This is a genomic window from Arthrobacter sp. P4_H3 (assembly GCF_056400885.1).
Window position 1 is genome coordinate 323,150 of sequence record NZ_JBFUKK010000001.1, and the last position, 20,483, is coordinate 343,632.

At 63.1% G+C, this 20,483-nt stretch carries 18 protein-coding genes; 9 read left to right on the forward strand and 9 right to left on the reverse strand.

The window, feature by feature from the left end; translation table 11 throughout:
- Positions 1-986: 986 nt before the first annotated feature.
- Positions 987-1,379 carry a thioredoxin domain-containing protein gene (locus tag AC1DRE_RS01530; RefSeq protein WP_476983030.1) on the forward strand — a complete coding sequence of 131 codons (393 nt, stop codon included), beginning with the start codon at positions 987-989 and terminating at the stop codon, positions 1,377-1,379.
- An 837-nt stretch (positions 1,380-2,216) separates the two neighbouring features.
- Here the strand turns inward: AC1DRE_RS01530 and AC1DRE_RS01535 are convergent.
- Entirely contained in the window at positions 2,217-2,684 is a 468-nt protein-coding gene (locus AC1DRE_RS01535; RefSeq protein ID WP_476983031.1) for a sensor histidine kinase, read from the reverse strand.
- A 1,268-nt stretch (positions 2,685-3,952) separates the two neighbouring features.
- Between AC1DRE_RS01535 and AC1DRE_RS01540 the strand changes: the two genes are divergently transcribed.
- Positions 3,953-4,441 (forward strand): hypothetical protein, encoded by a 489-nt coding sequence (locus AC1DRE_RS01540; protein WP_476983032.1) that lies wholly within the window; start codon positions 3,953-3,955, stop codon positions 4,439-4,441.
- Between the two features lie 431 nt (positions 4,442-4,872).
- On the opposite strand, the gene AC1DRE_RS01545 is transcribed toward AC1DRE_RS01540, so the two are convergent.
- Positions 4,873-5,433: a hypothetical protein gene (locus tag AC1DRE_RS01545; RefSeq protein WP_476983033.1), complete on the reverse strand. Its 561-nt coding sequence runs from the start codon at positions 5,431-5,433 to the stop codon at positions 4,873-4,875.
- Positions 5,434-5,678: 245 nt separating this feature from the next.
- On the opposite strand from AC1DRE_RS01545, the gene AC1DRE_RS01550 reads away from it, so the two are divergent.
- From AC1DRE_RS01550 to AC1DRE_RS01560, 3 genes are all read left to right on the forward strand, one after another.
- Positions 5,679-6,077, forward strand: a complete 399-nt coding sequence (locus tag AC1DRE_RS01550; RefSeq protein ID WP_476983034.1) for a DUF7793 family protein — start codon at positions 5,679-5,681, stop codon at positions 6,075-6,077.
- A 50-nt stretch (positions 6,078-6,127) separates the two neighbouring features.
- Positions 6,128-6,307, forward strand: a complete 180-nt coding sequence (locus AC1DRE_RS01555; protein WP_476983035.1) for a hypothetical protein — start codon at positions 6,128-6,130, stop codon at positions 6,305-6,307.
- Between the two features lie 806 nt (positions 6,308-7,113).
- Positions 7,114-7,905 carry a response regulator transcription factor gene (locus AC1DRE_RS01560; protein ID WP_476983036.1) on the forward strand — a complete coding sequence of 264 codons (792 nt, stop codon included), beginning with the start codon at positions 7,114-7,116 and terminating at the stop codon, positions 7,903-7,905.
- Positions 7,906-7,937: 32 nt separating this feature from the next.
- Here the strand turns inward: AC1DRE_RS01560 and AC1DRE_RS01565 are convergent, their stop codons facing one another.
- The 4 genes from AC1DRE_RS01565 to AC1DRE_RS01580 all read right to left on the reverse strand — a co-directional run bounded on the left by AC1DRE_RS01565 (position 7,938) and on the right by AC1DRE_RS01580 (position 11,831).
- Complete coding sequence (locus AC1DRE_RS01565) at positions 7,938-8,390, reverse strand: Hpt domain-containing protein (RefSeq protein ID WP_476983037.1); 453 nt, start codon at positions 8,388-8,390, stop codon at positions 7,938-7,940.
- A gap of 217 nt (positions 8,391-8,607) precedes the next feature.
- Positions 8,608-10,086 (reverse strand): sensor domain-containing phosphodiesterase, encoded by a 1,479-nt coding sequence (locus AC1DRE_RS01570; protein WP_476983038.1) that lies wholly within the window; start codon positions 10,084-10,086, stop codon positions 8,608-8,610.
- A 40-nt stretch (positions 10,087-10,126) separates the two neighbouring features.
- Positions 10,127-11,200: a hypothetical protein gene (locus AC1DRE_RS01575; RefSeq protein ID WP_476983039.1), complete on the reverse strand. Its 1,074-nt coding sequence runs from the start codon at positions 11,198-11,200 to the stop codon at positions 10,127-10,129.
- Positions 11,201-11,315: 115 nt separating this feature from the next.
- Positions 11,316-11,831 carry a WxL domain-containing protein gene (locus tag AC1DRE_RS01580; RefSeq protein WP_476983040.1) on the reverse strand — a complete coding sequence of 172 codons (516 nt, stop codon included), beginning with the start codon at positions 11,829-11,831 and terminating at the stop codon, positions 11,316-11,318.
- Between the two features lie 730 nt (positions 11,832-12,561).
- Between AC1DRE_RS01580 and AC1DRE_RS01585 the strand changes: the two genes are divergently transcribed.
- Positions 12,562-13,122 carry a WxL domain-containing protein gene (locus AC1DRE_RS01585; RefSeq protein ID WP_476983041.1) on the forward strand — a complete coding sequence of 187 codons (561 nt, stop codon included), beginning with the start codon at positions 12,562-12,564 and terminating at the stop codon, positions 13,120-13,122.
- 484 nt (positions 13,123-13,606) lie between these two features.
- Positions 13,607-14,065: a sensor histidine kinase gene (locus AC1DRE_RS01590; RefSeq protein WP_476983042.1), complete on the forward strand. Its 459-nt coding sequence runs from the start codon at positions 13,607-13,609 to the stop codon at positions 14,063-14,065.
- Between the two features lie 294 nt (positions 14,066-14,359).
- Here AC1DRE_RS01590 and AC1DRE_RS01595 read toward each other — a convergent pair whose 3' ends face one another.
- The 3 genes from AC1DRE_RS01595 to AC1DRE_RS01605 form a co-directional block, all read right to left on the reverse strand.
- A complete protein-coding gene (locus tag AC1DRE_RS01595; protein WP_476983043.1) occupies positions 14,360-14,563 on the reverse strand; it encodes a cold-shock protein in 204 nt (67 codons plus the stop codon).
- Between the two features lie 825 nt (positions 14,564-15,388).
- Positions 15,389-15,607, reverse strand: a complete 219-nt coding sequence (locus AC1DRE_RS01600; protein WP_476983044.1) for a YegP family protein — start codon at positions 15,605-15,607, stop codon at positions 15,389-15,391.
- Positions 15,608-16,197: 590 nt separating this feature from the next.
- Entirely contained in the window at positions 16,198-16,803 is a 606-nt protein-coding gene (locus tag AC1DRE_RS01605; RefSeq protein WP_476983045.1) for a DUF1326 domain-containing protein, read from the reverse strand.
- Between the two features lie 562 nt (positions 16,804-17,365).
- Here AC1DRE_RS01605 and AC1DRE_RS01610 point away from each other — a divergent pair.
- Entirely contained in the window at positions 17,366-17,530 is a 165-nt protein-coding gene (locus AC1DRE_RS01610) for a hypothetical protein (RefSeq protein ID WP_476983046.1), read from the forward strand.
- 463 nt (positions 17,531-17,993) lie between these two features.
- Positions 17,994-20,210, forward strand: coding sequence for a hypothetical protein (locus AC1DRE_RS01615; protein WP_476983047.1), 2,217 nt, complete (start codon positions 17,994-17,996; stop codon positions 20,208-20,210).
- The last annotated feature ends 273 nt before the right edge of the window (positions 20,211-20,483 follow it).

Consider the following 20,483-nt stretch of genomic DNA (forward strand, 5'->3'; position numbering starts at 1 on the left):
GGGAACTGCACGCTTTCGAAGACCTGGGCCTGGATTTTGACCTGGGCGAGTGACCTAGGGGCATATGCTGGGCCGCGCCTTCTCCTTGTCGAGAATCCAGAAGGTCGGCTAAGCGACATCACCCTCCCGCCGTCGGCCCTATCCACGCGCTGAAGTTGCCTCCTGTTCCTCCGCCGCCGCTATCGTCGTCCTTGCCACATCTGCGGCAGCGCTTATATAGGCCCCCGTCTTCAGCATGTTCGACATGCCAATCGTGCCGAATATTCAGCTTGCACAGCAGGGCCTGGATCATGGCAGCCTCCGATTCAAAACGCAGTGCTCTGTACCTCTAATGATGGCCTCGGCACCGCCCAGGGGAAACGGCAATCATGGCCCGCAAGCACCAGGAGAAGAGGGAACCAGTAAGGCCTAGACCTGCTGCGCCTATCCGGGGATGTTGAAAAAGCCCTTCGGGTTGTCGGCGCCAAGGACTGGATCCCGGTGTACTCCTCGACGAACAAACCGTTCCCCGAGCAGCCCCCGCTCCTCGAGCAGGTCATAGACAAGATTCCAGGCGAAATCCATCAGTTCATGGATCGCCGCCTTCGCTGCCCCGGCAGGGCCGATTCATCAACGACCCGTCAACGAAAGCTTCCGCTCCCACCGGGGCATCTTCCCGGTGAGCTTCTTGGAGGTTAGATGCCAAAGGTGGCAGTGCTCGCAGGGGTAAACGCGCACCGGCTGCTTGCCAGGCTTGCCGCTGGCGCGGATCGCTTCCAGAGCACGCAAGGCCAGGGCTGGGTTCGGGTACGGGTGTTTCTGACAGGCCATGCGGGGTCCTTCGTTCGGTTGACCGAACGGTTCACACCCGCCTACAGTCGCCATCTTCATAGCGGTCTTGCTGGACTGATCATGCCACAAGGGAGTGCCTGTGCACGAGCTACTCGGGCTCAGGCACTCCTTCGTCAACGATCCCACCGGCAGCAATACTTTTTGGCGGTTACCCCGTGATCGGCGACGACGACTACACCGTGGCAAAGCTTTACGGCATGCTCCCGGCAGCCACGTACGGGGACGCCAAGAGCCGCACGCCCGCGGACAACCAGACCGCAACGTGTTCGTCATTTGGGCCGGACAGGAAGATCAAGCTGATCCTCGTCTACCCCATGACGACCGGACGAAACTTCGACGAAGTGCTTCGCGTCGTCGACTCGCTTCAGCTCACTGCGAAGCACCGGGTTTCGACGCCGGTCAACTGGAAAGCAAGGCGAGGACGTCATCATCGCCGGCTCCGTCCCGAACAGCGAGGCCCGCGAGATCTTTGGCGACTGGAAGGAGCCAAGGCCGGACATTCGGATCGTCCCGCAGCCGGTGTGATCGCGCATGAGACCGGACACTGACATGACCCTGAACCAGCCTGCTCCTGCTAGCCTGTCGCATGCCTTCCCGCGCGGACCCGCTCAACTGCGAGACCTTTGTCCCGACGCTCGTCGGCCGTGACTTGATGCCCCAATGCACACTTCTACGTGCGCAACCACTTCAGGGTACCGCCGGTCGACGCCGGCACCTGGAGCCTCGAAGTCACAGACCTCGTGGATGCTCCCGGAGGGGTGGGCGTACTTCAACACTCACCCAGGCTGGGAGATGAAGGGCGTCGGCGGCATCACGGGCGAAGACAACGGCGGCTACCGTGCGCGGCTCCACGCCACCGACCGGGACCAGCCTTTGACGATGTCGTGGAATCACCCGTCGAATGGCGCCTGGTTCAGTTCTGGAAGGAACCGCCATCACCGGCATCTGTTCTGTCCTTGGAATCAGAACGAGCCAAGAGCCTGCCGCGTTCATTAAAGATGTGGCAAGGACCGCCCACAGCCACGGCCCACGCCGAACCACGACCATAACCCGCGGGCCACTGCAATGTTGGCCTAACGGTGACTCGCTGGAGGGCTTGCGATGATGGCTCTCGAAGCTGTCGTGCCGTGAGTGCTGTCGCGCCGGGAACCGGTCCTAAACCCTTCACCTGAGGAACCGTCTCGGATCCGGCCCACCCGGCTGGAACGATCGAAGCCCGCCCTGCGGGCGGGCTCTGCCCCGACAGCTCCGGGCAGGGATCCACCGTTTCGTCGACGCGCGCCGCACTTGGCACTGGCGCCGCGTGTCGGCCCGAAACGGCCGGCAATAGTTCCTGCTCCCACCCAATGACTGGTCGGCCCTGAGGAGCCCATCGGATTCCGTCGCTAGTCCAGGGGAAGGGTGATGGACACCAGAGTGCCTTTGTCGAGTACGGAATCGATAGAGATGGTACCGCCGGCTTCGTGCACGGCCAAGGTCATCAGGCACACGCCGTACCCGTGATCCCGGCCGCCAAGGAGTTGTCTCTGGGAGCCGACGCCGTTGTCTGCGATGGTCAGCCGGACACCGTGGCCGTCGGCTGTCAGCCGGAGCGTCAGCTCGGTGGCCTGAGAGTATTTGAATGCGCAGTTGAGTGTTTCCTGCGCAGCCTGGTACAGCAGCGCAGCGCGGGCCGCCGATAGTTCGACTCCATGCGGCGGGGTCTCCCACTGCACGCTGACCCCGCTCTGGCGCAGGGGAATGGTCAGTTCATCGATGCAGTCTGCGAGTCCCAAGGCGTGGAAGTCAGTAACTTGGTCATCCGTGATGACGCGGCCGGCGGTGCGTTCGTCCAGAGCTGGTCCTTGACCCATGGCTTCCCCTGCTTCCCTGCAATCCCTGTTGAGTGTCCGCCTACCTGATTCGGCAGGATCTGTGCGCTTCGATCAAGACTGGCCCCTTAGCGTCAAGAATTCCTGCAGCTATCCGCAGTTTCCTTGCAAGTTTCCTGGCTAAACAGGTTGCCGCGGCTGGCTCGGCCAGACCACTCTTGACTGCCGATTGCCGAATTCATGATTTCCTCCACTTACTGCCGGTGAGTGTTATGCCGCCAGATAGCGGCGGTTGGCCAGTCGCAGTGGCCAGGGGAAATGTCCTTGGCTGGAAGGCCACAGGGCCAGCGGGCTCGCGCACGGTTGCCTCAGAGCCTGTGCTCGGCCCCGACGCGTTATTCTGATCGCAGGCCAGTTAAGGGGGATGCATGAGGGACAGGGGCCATGATGGCGTACTCGAATTCCACAGCAAGATCGTCTTCATCCGCCGAGCCGGTGTCATGACCGAGACGGGGTTCAGTTAAGCATGCGGTCTTTTTTGGTCTGTGCTGCGTGTGGATCAGCCGTGGTTTTGGTTCGGTTGAAAGATAGCGGGCCGGGCGCAAGAGGGCAGCAGGACGAAATCCCGTCGCACTGCAGTAACCGGAATTGTCCCAACAGCAGGAAAGGTATGAAGCCGGCCATTGATTGGTACCGCCGCGCGTCATTGGGCAGGGATCGATCGGACTGACGAAAGCGCCGCACACCGTTCAAGTGGGGCGGCTTCGCTGACTTGTACACCGCCCGTACGGCTGGGGCATCCTTCGTGTCTCTGGTGTTCTGCATGCCCGTCTAGGTCTAGGAGGAAGGTCGCCCGGCCAGCTCTGCGAAGGACTTTTATCGGGCAGCCAGCTGCGTTGGCTCACGCAGAGGACGGCACCTCCGGTGTAGACAGCAGAAGAGCCCCCACACGAGTCGGGGGGACGACTCAAGCGCGGGGGCTCTTCCTACGGTCAGCGGCTCCGCAAACGGGGGGGAATGCGGAGATGCCTTGAACAAACTACCGCCTATGGTCCCGCCCCCCAAAACCGTCGGCGCCTCACGGCAGCAGCTTGACCCTGCCGCAGCTGGTTTCCATATCCCCGCCGGGTCTTGACACGGAATTTCGCTGCGCGAAAACTTGGCGTAACGGGCCGGGTGAGCCGTTACGCTGCCCCGGCGCACGGGTTGGCTTCCGGCTCCGGACGGAGGGTGAGATGGCGGCGAACGTGGCCCCGGTTCGAACGCGGAGGCAACGGGTTTGGTTACGGGTTCTTTTACCCGATGCCCTGGTGGTTATCGGTGCCCCGCTCATAGAACTGTGGTCGTGGAACCACCTCCCGGGATTCCGGGACCTGGGCTATGTTTTGGGTCTGGGGTCGCTAGTAGTCTTCACGTTCTACGGGATCTGGTCCTACGAGCGGACCGTCAGAGACGAACCCGGGGCCATCGCGATGAGGGACGCCATCGCCGCGACGGTCATCGTGCTGTATCTGGTTCTGCTCTCCTGGGCCGTCTTCTTCAGCAGCGGCGCAAGCACAACAAGCCCGGTGACGGACGGCTCGGTGAACCAGGCAACCGAGTCGATCAACAAAGTAACGTCCGAGCTTCTGACGAGCTTCACCTCCATCACTGCTGTCGTCGTAGCCTTCTACTTCAGCTCAGTCACCATTGACCAGGTCACACGCCACCGGCAGGAGCCAGGCAAGGCCGCGGCTGCCCAGGACGCGCCCCCGGAGAAAGAGGTCGCGGACTCCAACCGCAAGGACAGTGGCGGCTAGGATCGTCGAGCGCGAAACTGCGCCAACGCCCTGTGACAGCATTTTTCTCCGGAAACATTTGCACGCATTCATACAAGGGGGGGTGTCCGGGAGCACAATAGTCATGCCGGGCCCTCACTCGCATGTATTGGGGGGAGTCTAAGGCTCCGCCGCACACGGGGGCACCATCGCGAACGACGGTGCGGGGGGAATTTGCCCCGGTAGCGGGGCCCTGCCGGACTAACCGCCGGCAAGGGTCGGTCTCAAGCCGCCGGAGCGAGCCCGTGCCGCTTCCGCCCGCCCCCGTTTAGGGAGGGCGGAAGCGCCAGGGCTTCCCGCCGCGCCGGGCGAATCTGTGGCTCGGTATCCAGACTCCGCAGAGCACACCGGGACTGTGCCGCCGAACCGTGCGGCCGGAACCGACTCGGTCCCGAAGGCCTCAGCCACTTTGATCAGACGGGCCGGTGGTCAGCGATGCCGTTTGTGAGGAGAACTTCCCGGGCGCGTTGTAGGGCCTGATGGCAGACTCTGGCGAGGCGTTCACGGCCGGCGGTGCGGTAAAGGTCATAGGCCCATTCCAGTTCGGCTGCCGCGTCCCGGTACAGGGCTTCATCAAAGAGGCGCCTGCCGATCTCATACCTGACGAGCGCTTCCCTGGCCGGGGAGCGGGCCAGGCGGAGGGCTTCTTCCTGCAGCCGTGCGGCCTCGTGCCACCGGTACTGGCGTTGGTAGGCGTGCGCCAGTACGAGTAGGGGCCGGAACCTGTCCGTCGAATTGGCCAGCAGTGCCCGGCCTTCGGCAACGGCCTGCTGTCCGCGGTCCAGCAGGGACAGCGCCCACACCCGTTCCAGGCTCGGGTACTCCCCCAGTCGTGCCGTCATGGATTCCCGGTCCAGGACGACATCGCGCAGTGTCGCGAGGTCAGTACGCCAGATCTCCCCCTCAGGACTCACCGACCTGCCACCCTTTCCGAAGACACCGGTCGCCATCAGTTGCCAACTCAATGCCATCATCACCCAAGGATTCCACACCCGCTATCGGACCCGGGCCGGGGCATGGGCCGCGGTAGGAGACGCCAGACTCACGCCGTCGAAGGGTGCGTAATCGAAACTCGTGGCAACCTTTTCTCCTGCGGTTTAGTGCAGGGTTTTGGGCCGGTTGTCCGTGCCGGAACCCAGAAGATTCCTCCGGCCGAAGGTCCGGACAGGATGTCCGGAAAAATTGGTAGCCTGCCGTTTAAATGCGATAGGTTCAGCAAATGATCCGGAACGTAAGTGACGCGGCGAAAGCCGCCGTTGAATTGCGTGACGGCGTGCTGTTTTTGCGATGGGTCCGCGGGGCAGTTATTGAGGAGAGGGACGCCTTGGCCGCGATGGGAGCGGTAAGCCGCCTCTGTCAGGGGCACGGCCACCCGATGCTGGTCGATATGGCAGCGACCGCGTGGTTGAGCTGCAAAGCGCGCAAGGTCTTTGCGCGCCGCTGCCTTGTGACGCGAGTGGCGTTGCTGGGGTCATCGCCGGTTGACTGGGCGATCGCGACCTTCTTCCTGGGCCGGTGCAGCCCGCCGTGGCCCGCCCGTTTCTTTACCTCGCGTGCTGAGGCGATGACGTGGCTGGCAAGTTCTGCCTCCGGCATGACGGTGCCCGGGATCGAGTAATGTCCCGGCAACGATTTTCTGACGGCCATCCACCCGCGGATGTGAACGGCATGCTCGCTTCGCTCCTCGGACGGCTTGAGGCGGCTCTGGCCGAGGCCGGTTCAACGTCGCGGGCGCGTCCTCTGTTTGCCGTGGAAGCGGACCTCAGCGAAAAACTCCGCCGGGCCCTTCCCGGTGTCAGATTCAGCGCCGACGACATTAGAGACTGGTCGGCAGAGATTTCCAGCTAGTGCCGACGGCATCAGAGCCAGGCCAGCGTCGGGTTGCCGCCGGTTGCCCGAACTCTTAGGGGCCGGACAATGCGGCGGCGACAACGACGATGGTGACTGCGGCCAGGACCGCCAGCAGAACGTATGCCCGCCATTTCGGGCCCTTGCGGTGCGGATTGATGTCAATGTACGGCACGGCGGTTCGCTATTCCTCACTGCCGGACGGGGCCTTGGCCTTCCGCATCGTATGTCGCCGCAGAACCATATGGGCGCAGACCACCAGGACAAGTGATACGGCCAGGAAGACGGCGACAGCGGTGACGTAGCGGAGGAAATCCACAGGGACCCTTTCAATAGGACAACGCGCTGATCGTAACCGGAAGCAGGACGCTTTACACAGTCAAGCTCAAGATTGCCTGTTGAGAAGCTCAAGATTCGCTCCATATTCGAAGGTGGAGCCCGCTATGGTCCATGACCGCCAGCAAACGGCCGCCCTGACGACGGATCCAGACCTGAAGCCTTGAGGCTTCCTGCTTGTACCTTTTCAGCTGCCCGCCTGACCCATGAGTGGAGCCGTAATTGCCTATTTGACGGTAAACGCCACGCCCGGGCGCGGGCCACTCGTCCCTTTCGCGGGGAAAGGCATAAAGGGCGATCTTCGACGCAACCCATAAATTCAGGGACTTTCCTGTGAATTGACAGCGGCCGATTTCACAAATGATCCAAGTTATGCAAAAGACACCGTTCCTTGTAGCTTGGAAACGGTGGCGTGAATACCGCATCGGTGCTGGGCTGACGTGGATGTTCAGTCAAAATGGAGGGGGGCCATGAGCGATTTAGGCGTGGCTGTAGTAATCGAGGATGACGCCGACATGCGTAACCTCCTGCAGGCTGTGCTTCTTCAGGCAGGCTTTGAAGTCCATACCGCCTCCGGCGGCCGGGAGGGCGCGGAAGTCGTACGGGATAAACTGGCCAACGTCGTGATCCTGGACATCGGTCTTCCGGACATTGACGGTTTCGAAGTCCTGCGCCGAATCCGTGAATTCAGCAATGCGTATGTCGTCATGCTCACGGGCAGAACCGAAGAACCCGACATGCTGACCGCCCTTCATGGCGGAGCCGACGACTACATCACCAAACCGTTCCGGCCGCTGGAGCTGCGGGCCCGGATATCGGCCATGATGCGCCGGCCCCGACAGAAGAGCAGCGGCGGCCAGCCACCTCCGGCTGAACCCAAACCTTCAGCGTCTGAGACCCAAGGGGCGGAGTTCGTGCTCCGGCATAACGGTCTGGCATTGAACCGCAAGAGCCGGACGGCCGCCCTTGGCGGGAATCCCGTTGAGCTAACGCGCAGCGAGTTCGACCTCCTTCACCATCTAATGCGTGCAGCCGGAGCGGTCCGGTCAAGGACCGAGCTGGTCCGGGTCGTCCGGGGCGAGTACTCCCGCGATGCGACCTATATCAGTGAATCCGATGAGCGGGCGGTCGAGGTCCATATCGGGAACCTGCGCCGCAAACTCGGGGACAACGCCGAATCGCCACGATGGCTACAGACCGTCCGCGGCGTGGGCTACAGGCTGGCGCCGGAACGATCGGACCGGCCCGACGGGCCGTCGTAAGTCTCACGCGGACCGGCCGGTCAGCCTGGCCGCTACCGGCCCTTCGTGATGTAGCTGACCTGCAGTTCGTTCACGGTGGCACCGCCGTGGTGCGCGAGCATCTCCAGCGCCCGTCCGCCCGGAAAGTCACCGCTGCGGATGAAAGCCTCGACCGCCTCCGCGAGCAGTGCCATTCGCAGTCCTCCCACCATGGCCGAGGAGACTTTCAGGCTGATCACCGCATCAAGTGCCCGCTCGCGGTCCTGACGCTCAACTGCGGCAACGAGGTGACCCTGCCGCTGGCCCCACAGAGTGGCGTAATCCCGGGCAAAACCGACTGCGATGTCCGGGCCACCCAGCTGATCCTCCAGTTCCCGGAGGACAGCTGGATCCAGCAAAGGCAATTCCGCGTCCCCGCCCCTCAGGGCCGGGGCCGCGGGGGCGCTGGAGGATACGTTCTCTGGGGCACGTTTCGCGCTGTCGACGCGAGGGACTGAGATGGACATTCCTCAACGCTACTTCCCAGTTAGGTGAATTGGCCGGTCGCCGGCGGATCTTGCGGAAAGCCTGTGGCTTCCTTGACCGTGCCGCAATCGCGGGACGGCAGACAGCGTCGTGGACCCTCTCTGTATTGGATAGGCGGCCGGCGAACCGTCTGTCCCGGGCGCAGGGAAGACGAGGTCGGGGTCACGGTAAGACACGTTGTCGTTTCCTCGACAGGCATTAACAATCGCTACTAGGCCAAGGCAAACGGCCAGGGCCGGCCGGCCTGTTTTCGTGCACCCAGGTTGCCCAGTCCCTGGGCTGGATGGAGGGTCTGCCGAGGAGGTAGCCCTGTCCCGCGGTCATTCCGAGTCCGGTGACAGCGGAGAGTTCGGCGGATGTTTCGATGCCTTCGGCCACGAGTGTGGCGCTGATCTGTTTGGCGAATTCGACCATGGCAGCGCCCAGGGCGTACTGGCCGGTGTGGTCACGGATTCCGGCGATGAGGCTCCGGTCCAGTTTGATGATGTCCGGCCGCAGATGCAGGATATGGCGCATGGAAGCGAAACCGGATCCTGCGTCGTCCACGGCGATGCGAAGGCCACGCAGGCGCAGGGGCGCCAAAGCCGCTGCCAGTGGACCGTATTCTTCAACGGGCAGGCGTTCGGTCAGTTCCAGGATGATCCGGTCCAAGCGGATCTGCGCGCCCTCCAGGAGCGCCGGGAGGCGCGGGTCCAGGCAGGCGTCCGGCGAGATGTTCAGGGCAACATACAGGCTGGGAGGCAGCTCTTCCGCTGCGGTGAGGGCAGTGTCCAGGGCCGCGAACTCCAGCTCCGTTCCCAGCCCGACGGCGGAGGCCTCCCCAAACCAGTAGTCCGCACCGACGCCGTCGTCGCTGACGAACCGCGACAGTGCTTCGACGCCGATGACGCGCCCCGCGGCCAGGTCGTGGATCGGCTGGAACGCCGTGAGCAGCCTCTTCCCGCTGATGATGTCCCGGATGAGCTCCCTGCTGTGTGTGGTGGCGGCCTCCTCTGCGGTCCGGGGTGCGAGTCGCCGGCTTGTCCCTTCGAACCCGGCGGGTGTGCCGTCGGCGTTGCGGCGGGTCCTGCCGGTCACTTCCACCCAGACGGGGCTGCCGTCACGGTGCCGGCAGCGGACGATGACCCCAGCCCAGCCGGGCCGGTTCTGGTCCGGCGATGCCAGAACTGACTGCCGGGCGCGGGCGAGGTCCTTCACCTCGATCACCATGCCGACCGGATTACCGACAAGCTCGCCCGGCTCATAGCCGAGCAGCGTCGCGCTGGTGCGGCTGGAGAACGTGAACTGCCCTTTCTCATCCAGCATCCACAGCCATTCGCGGCTGGTGGACAGGACGGTGTCAATCAGGTCGGCAGCGACCTGGCCGCGCATCCTGTCCCGGCGGTGTCGCCGGAGGTAGCGCAGGGTTCCATGGACGGTGGCGGCGACCAGTATCAGGGCAAGGTACCCGGCAAGAATCTGAAGCGCAGGATGATGGAACAGAGCAGAGGGGATTATTATCAGGCCGACCGCGGCCGCCAAGGCGAACGCCACCTGAACCGTAAAAAGACAAACGAGCACGTGGTGACCTGACGACCCGTGGAAGGCGTTGCCGGCAGGCTGCTGACAGGCAGGCAGGTATTCTGGCAGCCCGGGCCCGGCGTCGCCGAGGACATTCCGGGACTCGATGCCCGGCACGCGGAGAGCCCCTGCCCGCGACCAGGAGCGGCGGACTCCCCTACCGTGTGACACCGGTGCCTTGACGGTGGGCACGGCGGGTGCCGGCAGCCGGCGCCGCGGCGGCCAGGCGAAGCCTGCGCCTGCGCCGTGCCAGCAACGCGATGGTGAGAACGGCAAGGACGACCAGGACCGCGGCCGCCGCAACCGTAATCATGGGATGCCACTCGTTGCCGTCCGCCGGAACCGGGGCGACTGCCTCCCCGGGACCCGCATCAGGGAAAGTGACCGGAGCAGACGCCTGGCGTTCCAGCAGGCCGCTCTTGAGCCGGATCAGGGCCGTCCAGGGGCCGTTGGGAAGCTCCCGTGGCAGCGTGAAGGTGACGTTCTGGGTTTTGCCGGGCGCTATGGTGACGGCTTGCCGGACCGCGAAGGGCCCGGCGGAGAGACCGCCCGGGCCAGCCGAAAGACTGAGTTCACCGGAGGCATCGAGGGCGCGGCCGCCAGTGTTGGTGACGAGAGCGCTGAGCTGGGGGTTCCCCGCGGAGTCACGCGCCGGGGTCAGGGAGGTGATCGTGAAGTCGGCCGGTTTGCCGTTGCCCGGCCCAACGGAGAGATAAACGCGGATGCCGACCCTGTTGGCCTGGACAACGGCACCTTTGTCGGCCGCGCTGCGGACTTCGGCCCAGACGGCACCGTACTGTTCCCCTTCCGCGGCATCGGAGGGGACCTTGATCGTCACGAGGACCTCAGCGGAGGAACCCGAAGCGAGGTCGATCTGTGGTTGCGCGACGGTGGTCCAGGTGCTCAGGTCGTTCCTGGACGCGGCGTCTTCGCCGATGAAAGATCCGCCGTCAATGTGTGCCGCCCCGGAGTAGAGCCGGACGGTCTGTGCGGACCCGGTGTGGTTCTCCACTTGGACACGCCGCCTGATCTCGCTGCCCGGGGCGAGCCGGTCAATGATGTAGGTCCGCGCCCGAGGATCGTCCTTGGTGCTCGTAGGAATATCCAGCAGCCGGATACCAATACCGGCAGGTACCGCCGGCGCCGTGGTCTCGCCCGGAATCGCGACCACGCCCGCAGTGGCGGGAGCCGTCTGGGAGAGGGCGAAAAGGATCATCACAAACACTGTCATCAGGAAACGCAAAACGGGACCTCGGTTAAGTCGGAAACTGTGAGTGGTGCGGCAGATCCGGTCCGGGGTGCCCGCCGCATGCCAGGCGCCCCGGACCGGTTTACTTGCGTCGGGCTTAGAGGGCCGAGTGGGTCAGCGTCGCCGTGTAAGTATCAGCCAGCGCATCCGTCGGCGCCGTGAAGCTCAGGTCCGCGTCCCAGGCGGCGGTGTTGTTGCCGACGACACCGGTCGCGGCCTGGACTGTCTTGGCGGTGGCAAGGCCCGTCTGGGGGGTCGGTGCAACGGTGGAGGTTCCGGTCTCAACGGCCGCAGCGGGCGTGTACGTAGCGGAAGCGGCCGGGATGACGGTTGCAGTATTGGTACCAACAAAATCGGTCATGCTGACCTGGGCGTTCCAGCCTTCCTCGCCGGCACGCAAGTCCGATACGGCCACGTTGCCAACGGCCGCTGTAATGAGGCTGCCCGGCGCGACGGTGCCCAGGTCAGCGTTCGCCGGGGCGGAGATGGTCAGCAGGCCAGCGGGAACTTCGACCGTTGCGGTCGTATCGGCGGCGGAAGCCGGAAGAGCGAGTGAGCCGACCAGTGCGGCGGAGGCGGCGATGACGAGTGATACACGGGAAATGCTGCGCATGGGTTGAGACCTTTGCTTGGAGCGGAATGATTCACGGAAAATCCCGGCAGAACAACCCACTGCACATGCACCCCCGTTCACGAAGTGACGCATCCGCAACAGGTTTCCCCCCGGTCCTTCCAAGCTAACAGCACCACTCCGGAATTCATCCATACTATGGAGAAAACTGGGTGAAAGATGCAGCCAGATACGGGATCCTGTGCCAATCCTGCGTTTTTAGTGCGCCGCGATGCGCTGGTTCCCAAAGGCAACCCAGCCGAGACGGCGAGCGGCACGATGTAGGAAGTCATCGTACTAATCGCCGTCCCGGCCCGTTGTCGGGACCGTCAGACCAAAGCCGAAGTGGCGTTCGGTGGTAACTGCACCGGGGCGGACGTGCGACCTGGAGAGTGCTGAATGCTCGCCCGCAGCGGCAACCTCTCCCACCGAGCGGGATCCGCACCGGACCAACCCTGCATCTGTCAGATGCCGGTTCCGGACTCCCCACGGGTTCGACCTGCATCGTGCAGCGGGCGAGCGGGGGCAGGTACCTGGCCGCAACCCAAGTATCCAAGGGGAACATTTTCCGTGAAAGACGGGTACCGGCGAGTGTTGTTGCGGCAAATTCCCGCATGACAGCCTGAGGTCATCGGTCTCCGTAGGTCTCACCCTCTGAGTCCGCAGATGGAAATCTGTGAAGCACTCGGACTGGCGCTGCCAGCCCTGGTCTCACCATATATTGGGGGCACCAATGGAAACACTTGCTGGCTCCGTGCGCTCGGCCGGTCCGGCCACCAGGTTGAACCGCGCGGGACTTGCCCTGATCTGCTCAGTTGTCATGGCCGGCGGGATGGCACTGCCGGCTTCCGCGGCAGACAACATAGCCACTGTCACGGTTTCATCAGGCTGGCTTGGCTTCACTTCCGCTCCTCCCCCTTCGGTCTCTCTTGGTGTGGTCCATCCGGGCAACGCCGCCGGCACCACTCTTCATGGCATCACGGTTACCGATAACCGTGCCGGGACTGCCGGTTGGAGTGCCTCAGTACTCATCACGGACTTTACGGGTGATACGACGGGAGCCCACCTTTCCGCCGCGGGAGCCACGTACACCCCGGCGGCGGCCACCACAACCGGCACCGTAGCCATGACGGAATCCACGGCAACCAATCCGACCACGCCCAGGATCATTCAGACCGCCACGTGCGTTGTCGGCAACAACACGGCGACCTGGGAGGCAGACCTCACGGTTCAGGTGCCGAACGACGCCGTGGCGGACGCCTATACCGCAACTCTGACGTACTCCGTTTCCTAACGAGGCCGCTTACCGGCCGCGCTATGCCGTCGTGGGAGCCTGCGCAGTCGCGAAGCTGCTACAGCGCCTCCGGTTCGATGCCGGAGCCGCGCCTGTCGATCTCGAACGCCAGCCTCGCGGCATCAGGCCCGCTGACGCTCCCCACTGTCGGGCGGCCCTTTACAGGAACTTCGGTCGGCGCGCCGTTAAGGTCACCTGACCAGCACTTTTAGCTCGCTGTCACGATGTTTCCCCCTCAGTCGGATGGGACCTTAACACCGCAGCCCCGCGCACGGCAAAGCCGAACATGAGGCTCAACATCTGCCGCGCTGAGGGGCTTCGGGGTCACACTTGCCGAATCCCGCCCCAACCCTGCACCCGAGCTGTGGATACCCTTCGGAATCCTTGATTTCGGCTGGGCACTCTTAAACCAATAGCACGCCGGATCGGGCCTATTCCGGGTGGCGGAGGAACAACAAGAGGCTGTTCGGAAGCGGGGAGAGTCATGAATCAAACATCAACTCTGGATGAAGTTGGCGTCATCACTAATGGCACTCATGTTGACTTCCACACCCTGGGACTCGCCGGTTGCATTGACAGGCTGACCACTCCCCTGCGCCAGGGAGGAATCTCTGTCCGGTGGGAAACACCGCACCACGGCATCGAAATACCGGCAGCATGTGCTGCTCTGCTTTACCACGCCGCACAGGAAACACTCAGCAACGCGTTCAAATACGCTCATGCCACCCAATTGACCATCCGGCTGGCCGCCGTCTATCACGGCATCCGCCTGGACATCCGGGACAACGGGGTCGGCTTCGATGGCCAGTCCCTCACCGGAAGGCAACACGGATTCGGTGTGCGCCTCATGACCTTCGCCGTGCACGAAGCCGGCGGCACGATCGTCATTGACTCCGGCCACGGCACCGGTACACGGGTGACCATCACGCTTCCGCTGGATTAACGAAAACCCGAATAGCAGGTCATCCCGTTGGAACCGTAGCTGGTGTGAAGTCTCGACTTAGCAAGGACGCAGGTCGACAACGGAGTGGTGCTGAGCTACGCGTCGGATCCGGGCAGCGGGACACCGCTCCATGGGACGCCGCGACGCTGCGGGCCCACCCAGACTAAACATGAACTGTGACGCGCGCACCAGGCGGCCTCGCATCGCCTCATCTGAAGGATCTGCGAATCGGTGGACGAAGGGCATCAGCCGCACGGTGCCGTCTGATGCCCTTCGGTCGCCGACCAAGATGTCTTAGAGCAGGTGAATGTTCTCCGCCTGCGGGCCCTTCGGGCCCTGAGCCAGATCGAACTGGACTTTCTGGTTCTCTTCCAGCGACCGGTACCCGCTACTGGCAATTGCCGAATAGTGGGCGAATACGTCGGCGGAGCCGTCATCATTGGCGATGAATCCGAAGCCCTTTTCGGAGTTGAACCATTTCACTGTTCCCGTTGCCATGCCTTCTTCCCTCGTCACACTCTGTTGCTGCCGGACGTCAGGGCCCCACGGCCGCGAAGGCCTTGTCCGCTGTCCCAAACCTACGGTGCCGGATCGACAGGCGGCAAGCGATATGGCCCGCTGCCGGTCATGAGCCTGGCTCGGTCGGTCTTGGATGATCGTGCCTGTCTGGGGTCGGCGGTGTCCTCTACATCGGCCGGGTGCCGGCATCCGACGTCCAATCCAAGTCACGGAGTTTGTCGAGGGTCACCCGGTAGTTCGGAGCCAGATGGCGGCTACTTCTGCGTCCGTGAAGTATTTGATGGGGCATTTGGGCGGCGCCAGTCGCAGAAGGGTATGGGCGCTGACGCGGTCGGCCGGGGTACCGCCCAGGACGCGAACGCCGTGACCGCGACGGCTTCACTAAAGAGGCCGATGCTGCACGACTGACGAAGTGGACGCCGGTGATCTGCAGAAGCACTGCTCCGGGCCTTCCTCCTGTGAGCGCCAGCAGTTCCGCACGTGTCCGTACGCAGTCATCATCGGTGATGAGGGCGTTGGGCCGCAGGACGATCAGGGTTACTCCAGGACTCACGCGGTCGATAAAGAAGTCTGGGCAGATCCCGGCAGCAAGGCGATCCGGCGCGAGCATAGACCGCGTCGTCTCAGGAGTCCGGAGCTGAACCGGCGACTCCGGTTTTTCGGTGACAGGTTGAACTGTCATTGACTCCCCCAAGTCGTTGCATCAAGCGCAGCACGGCCACCGGCTGGATTGTCTCGGGCCGCGTTTCGGCCGAGGCTTCCGTCAGGCTATATCGAAAACGGTGACTCGTCGAGCAACTGGCCTCACGCTGAGCAGGCCTGGCCGGGATCAGCGGCACAGGATGAACGATGATCCACAACAAACCCCGCCGCCGCGTTTTCACGCATAGCCTCGATGCCGCCCACGACTTCCCTAATGGTCGTGAACCGAGGTGAGACGGCCACGACTGTTCCATCTCCTGAGGTCAACCGGAAATGGAATGACCCCTCTCCCTCTTGGATGATTTCAAAGGTGCCGGCCACTGCTGTTGTCTCCCCTGTTCAGTCATCATTGCCTTGGCCCATGGAGTCACAGAGGTGATCCGGCCAACATAAGAGTATCCCTTCACACAGACGCCACTGCGTGGGCGCATCAGATGCCACGCAGAAACCCGGGCCTACGAAGCCCGCCGAACCCTTCAAGGTAAGACCCATCGGGACGTCCGCCGGAGCCCCAATCGCAGGCTTGCCTGGCACCTTTACTGCGTTATGGAAGCCGCGGAAGCCTCCCATACGGTTCCCTCGGCTGGTTGACAAACATTGGTGCGTCCAACGGTCTGCTCCACCCGATACTTCCGGAAAGGAGCCGACTTCTGCGCGGAAGAACCAGCCGATGTCCGTTTCTCCGCGGACGAGATCGGCCGACCCCGTGCCCTCTTCGCGTGGAATAGTAGTGCAACCGGTGGGTTTGCTTCCCTCCAAGCCGATGCCGCCCTTCACGACAGTCCGGGTCTCGGTGCCACCGAAGGCACGCGTCCGCTGCCCTCAACTGGGATGTTGCTGGGAGTCCCCTTCGGGGAGCGCATCGGGCCAGTGTCCCGCACCGGATCAACTGCAGCCCTGTGGCGTGGTGGCTAAGCCGACCAGGCGAACGGGGCCGAGAAGGAGTTCTTCCCTGCGTTGTCCCAGGTCATCCCGAATACGTCGACGCGGCCGGTGCTCGCGGTGCCGGCTGCCAAGGTGTCGGCAGGAAATCCGATCCCGCTGACTTTCACCCCACGTTCCGTAGGGTCCATGGGAGACACAAAGTCCTCGACCGCCATGTCGACGGCACTGCCGATCCTGACCTGATGCCGGCGCCCATCGTTGGCGTAGGCCATCTCCCGAGACTCCATGCCAGCCATTTCACCGATCAAGCCGGCCAGACCCTCCATCGGTCCGCCAATCTGGCCGCCGAAGACTGCACCGAGCGACTCGGCCTGCTCAACTGAGGCGGCAGCATCCATCAGGACTCCGACCTTCCAGCCCCCGCCACCCATTAGGGCGGGTGCGTCGGCGACGACGCAGACGGTGAGGCCACCGACGTCGACACCATTAACGTCGCCGGTGTCAACGTGGAAGGCCAGGGCCACCTGGCAACGTTCGTTATCCGCCGGTGCGGTCAACCCGGAAGTCGCGCACGGGCAGACCATATCGCAGTTGCAATTCTCAAAATACGTACCCTCTATACGCCATGCCATTTTGGGGCTCCCTTCGAAGTGGCACCCCCCCAAAACAAAGTCTCCTCCCACCCAACACCACGGTCAACGGCCTCACATCACTCAGCAAAAAGGCCGACCAGACGTATGCTGCGAAAGCTCAATCGCCGCCGAAATTCGTCCATACGCCGGTCCCGGGACGGGCAGAAAACCTGGATCACCACGATGCCCAGGTTTCCCGGCTCGTCTGCCACAGCTGAGAACCTATTCGGTGAACCGCACCGTGACAGGGCCGTTTCCGAACACTCTGATCCGATCGGTCAACACCGTGGCGACCCGCACCCACGGCACCTGCCCCGACTGCGGGCAGCACAGACAGACTCCCCTGACCCACGACGGCCTCGACAGTCACCGCGAAACGGCAGGACGGGCAGCCGACCACCTCCGGGCGCTACTCGAGCATCACGGACTCCTCCCCCACCAGGACCCCTATCTGAACCGCTTCGAAGCCTGAATCGACAACAAACTCCGCCCCCTGCCGGCCGAAGTTGCCAAACCCGTCGAGCATTTCGCCAAATAGCACCACCTCCGACGCATCCGCGCCATGGCAACGCCGGACAAAACGGTCCAAAGCCCGGTGCACGCAGCCAAACAGGAGATCACGGAAACCATCAAGTTCCTCGACTGGCTCTGGCAGACCCACCACCGCACCGCCGCCACCTGCACCCAGCAGGACGTGCTCCAAGTTGTGCCGCCGGCACACCGATGAACGGCAAGACCGGCACTACGCAAAGCCCGGCGAAGGGGACGTGAAAGCAAAGCAACGCACACTCCATGACCAGCAGCCAACAGCTGAGACGCGGTCAAGATCGACCCAACCCGGGCTGCTTCTGCTAAATACGCCCAAACTTGATACGCAGAGGTGCCAGCAAGGCTACTTACCATTGTCTCACTCAGCCCTGATTTTCATTTTGTTCTGTCTTAGTTGTTTTATTGGCAGGCAGTAAGTAGGCCGTCCTTTCCATGCCAGTTTTCAATTGGTCTATCAATTTGGGCGTAGTTTGTCTATAGTCTGGATAAATCGCGACTCAGCGCGGTTTCCGCCTAATTCCGCCTACCGCGGACTTGGCCGGCATGACCAAAGGTGTCTCATGACTTCACCATCCGAACTCCAACCCGCGTCCCTGATCCGTCTAACCCCGACCCAGTTCAACACGTATATGCGCCCGCAGTTGCAGGCATTCCTGAGCCAGCACGCCGAGGAGTTGACCGGACACACCGTCGATGAGGATCAGGCGCTGACCGACCTCTTCGACCTCGCGCACGGCCAATCCAAGCTCGATTGGAATATGCCTCTCCGAGCGTCGACACCGCTCCCAGACAATGTCGGGACCAGCGCCGCGTGTGCCGCGGCCGTGGTGGGCGTCGCGGTAGGCGCTGTTGCCGTCGTATTCCAGGCCGCCGGTGTGCCCAGCAACGTTACAGTCGCGGCCGGGAGGAATGTGGTCAATGCGGCCATCGCGGAGTCGCCTGCCATCATCGTCGCGTTGGAGGCCGAAGTCGCAGCCCTCTCGGAAGCGAACGGCCTCTGGAACCAGGCCAAAGCCATCTTCAGCCTGTTCAGCACTATCGGAGATGCGGTGCCGATAAGCAAGATGATTGACGCGGTCAGACACGAAATGTCCTGGTACCAGTGGATACTGTTCGGCGTCATGATCACCGCACAGCTGACCTTGTGGTTCGCCACGGGCGGCGTCGCCGCCATCGCAGAACTCGTGCTGTTCGGCACTGCAGTGGGCTATCTGGTTGTCAACGCTGTCAACGCCTACAGCGTCTGCAGTGTGGCGGCGAGCGGACTGACGGCCACGGATTCACAGCCCGGTACCTTCGTCCTCATCGACGTCGGGAACGAGCCCTTCGCCATGCTGGACAGCGGAGAGATGTTCAAGGGTGACGGGCAAGGCACATGGGTGGACATGGGCCTGGGGTTTCCTGTGGAGGATTTCAGCGCAGGGTTGCCCAGCACCGCCTTTCCTAGCGGCCAATTGTGGGTGATCGACCAGAATGGCGACGCCGACGGGATGATCTCCTACATCGAGTACCCGACACGGAACAAAGTTCCGACGAATGCGCAGGCCAGCCTGATCAGCACCGGCGACGACGGCGAAACCTGGGCCATTCAGTCCACCGGCGCGGCGATGCGCTGGGACGCATCCTCGAAACAGTGGATTGGCAACCAGGGCGTCTTCGATCAGATTGCAGTCAGCAGCGCCAACCTGCAGTGGGCGCTCGTGCTCGCATCATCCACCAACCCTCAGACGTTGGTCTTGCAGCGCGAAAGCCCCGCAAACGCATGGACGAACGTCGCCGCTTCCCCCGAAGCCAGCGACATCATCCAGATCGCCACCAACGCCGCAGGCGACCTGGTCTGTGTGACCACCGACAACAGGGTCTTCCAGTACATCGCCGAAGGCAGCACGTGGATCCAGCTGGGCGGCAACGACCTCGCCGCACAGAGCGCCTGCATCCGCGACCCGGAGAACGCTTGGCTGATCGATACCAACGGACAGGCGCAGCTACTTGGTCCGCTGCTCAACCCCAGCGACAATCCCGGCCTGCTGCAATGGGACACGGAAGACGCGTGGGATGAGACGAAAAGCACCCACCTCTACCTCGTGAACCGCGCCGCGCAGCTGGTCGCAACCTGGACCAACCCCGCATTCCAAGACTTCGTGCAGAAGCAGATTCAGCCGATGGCGGGAAAGGACCAGGCAGGCCCGTTCCGGCAGGGCCTCTGCCAGGGTCTCTATGACGCGGACTTTTTGCCCGCCTACAACGACCCGAACTTCCTGCGCCAGCCCACCTGGAAGTCCCACTTCTACGACTCGAGCACCGGCAAGAATTACATGGGCGAGACGACGCCAACGGCACTCAGCAATGGAGTGGGCTTCTTACAGACCTCCCTGACGTTGCTGCGGTCGGGTGGAGACGACCTGTACCAGGCCGGCTACTCCCTGGGCCTAGCCCTGCACTACTTCACTGACCTGACCCAGCCAATGCACGCCGCGAACTACACGTACCTGTCCTCGTTCCCGTTCGGCTACCACACCGACTTCGAGGTTTACACGATGTCTGTGCAGGCGACCGTGGAGCCGCAACCGACCGTCACAGACTTCACTCCGGGAAGCGTGAATGACATAACCGCGATGTTTCAGACGACTGCGGCAAAGTTCAAGCAGACGTACTTTCCGGCCGTCGAAGAGGCGCACATGTACGCCTCGTGGAAATTGAGCCCCGCCACATGGCAGGCCGCTGTCCGGCCGCTCCTCCCCCCGATTCTCAACGACTCCGTGAGCGCCACTGCTCAGCTGCTTTATCTCTACTTAGAACAGCTGATCGTCAACCCGGTGTTGCTGGCCGACCGAGAGCCCGCGTCGATCCAATCCTGACAGGCGGTAAACGTCACAGGCGCCCTCAGTGATGGGGGTGCCTGTTTTTGCGCCCGTGGTGGCTGATCACAGGACTTGTATCTCCGCCGGGTCTCCGCCGGACTCGGCGATCGTCCGGGTGTCGTCCCAGACGGTGCCGGACAGCAAAGCACCACGCCGGCTGGTAGACGGTGCCGGTCCGGCTTCTAGCAACGGCCTACTCCGCAGCTGCTGCTCTTCATCGAGCTGTCGAACTGCCACCGCAAACACGGCTCACCGTCTGCTGCAGCCCCT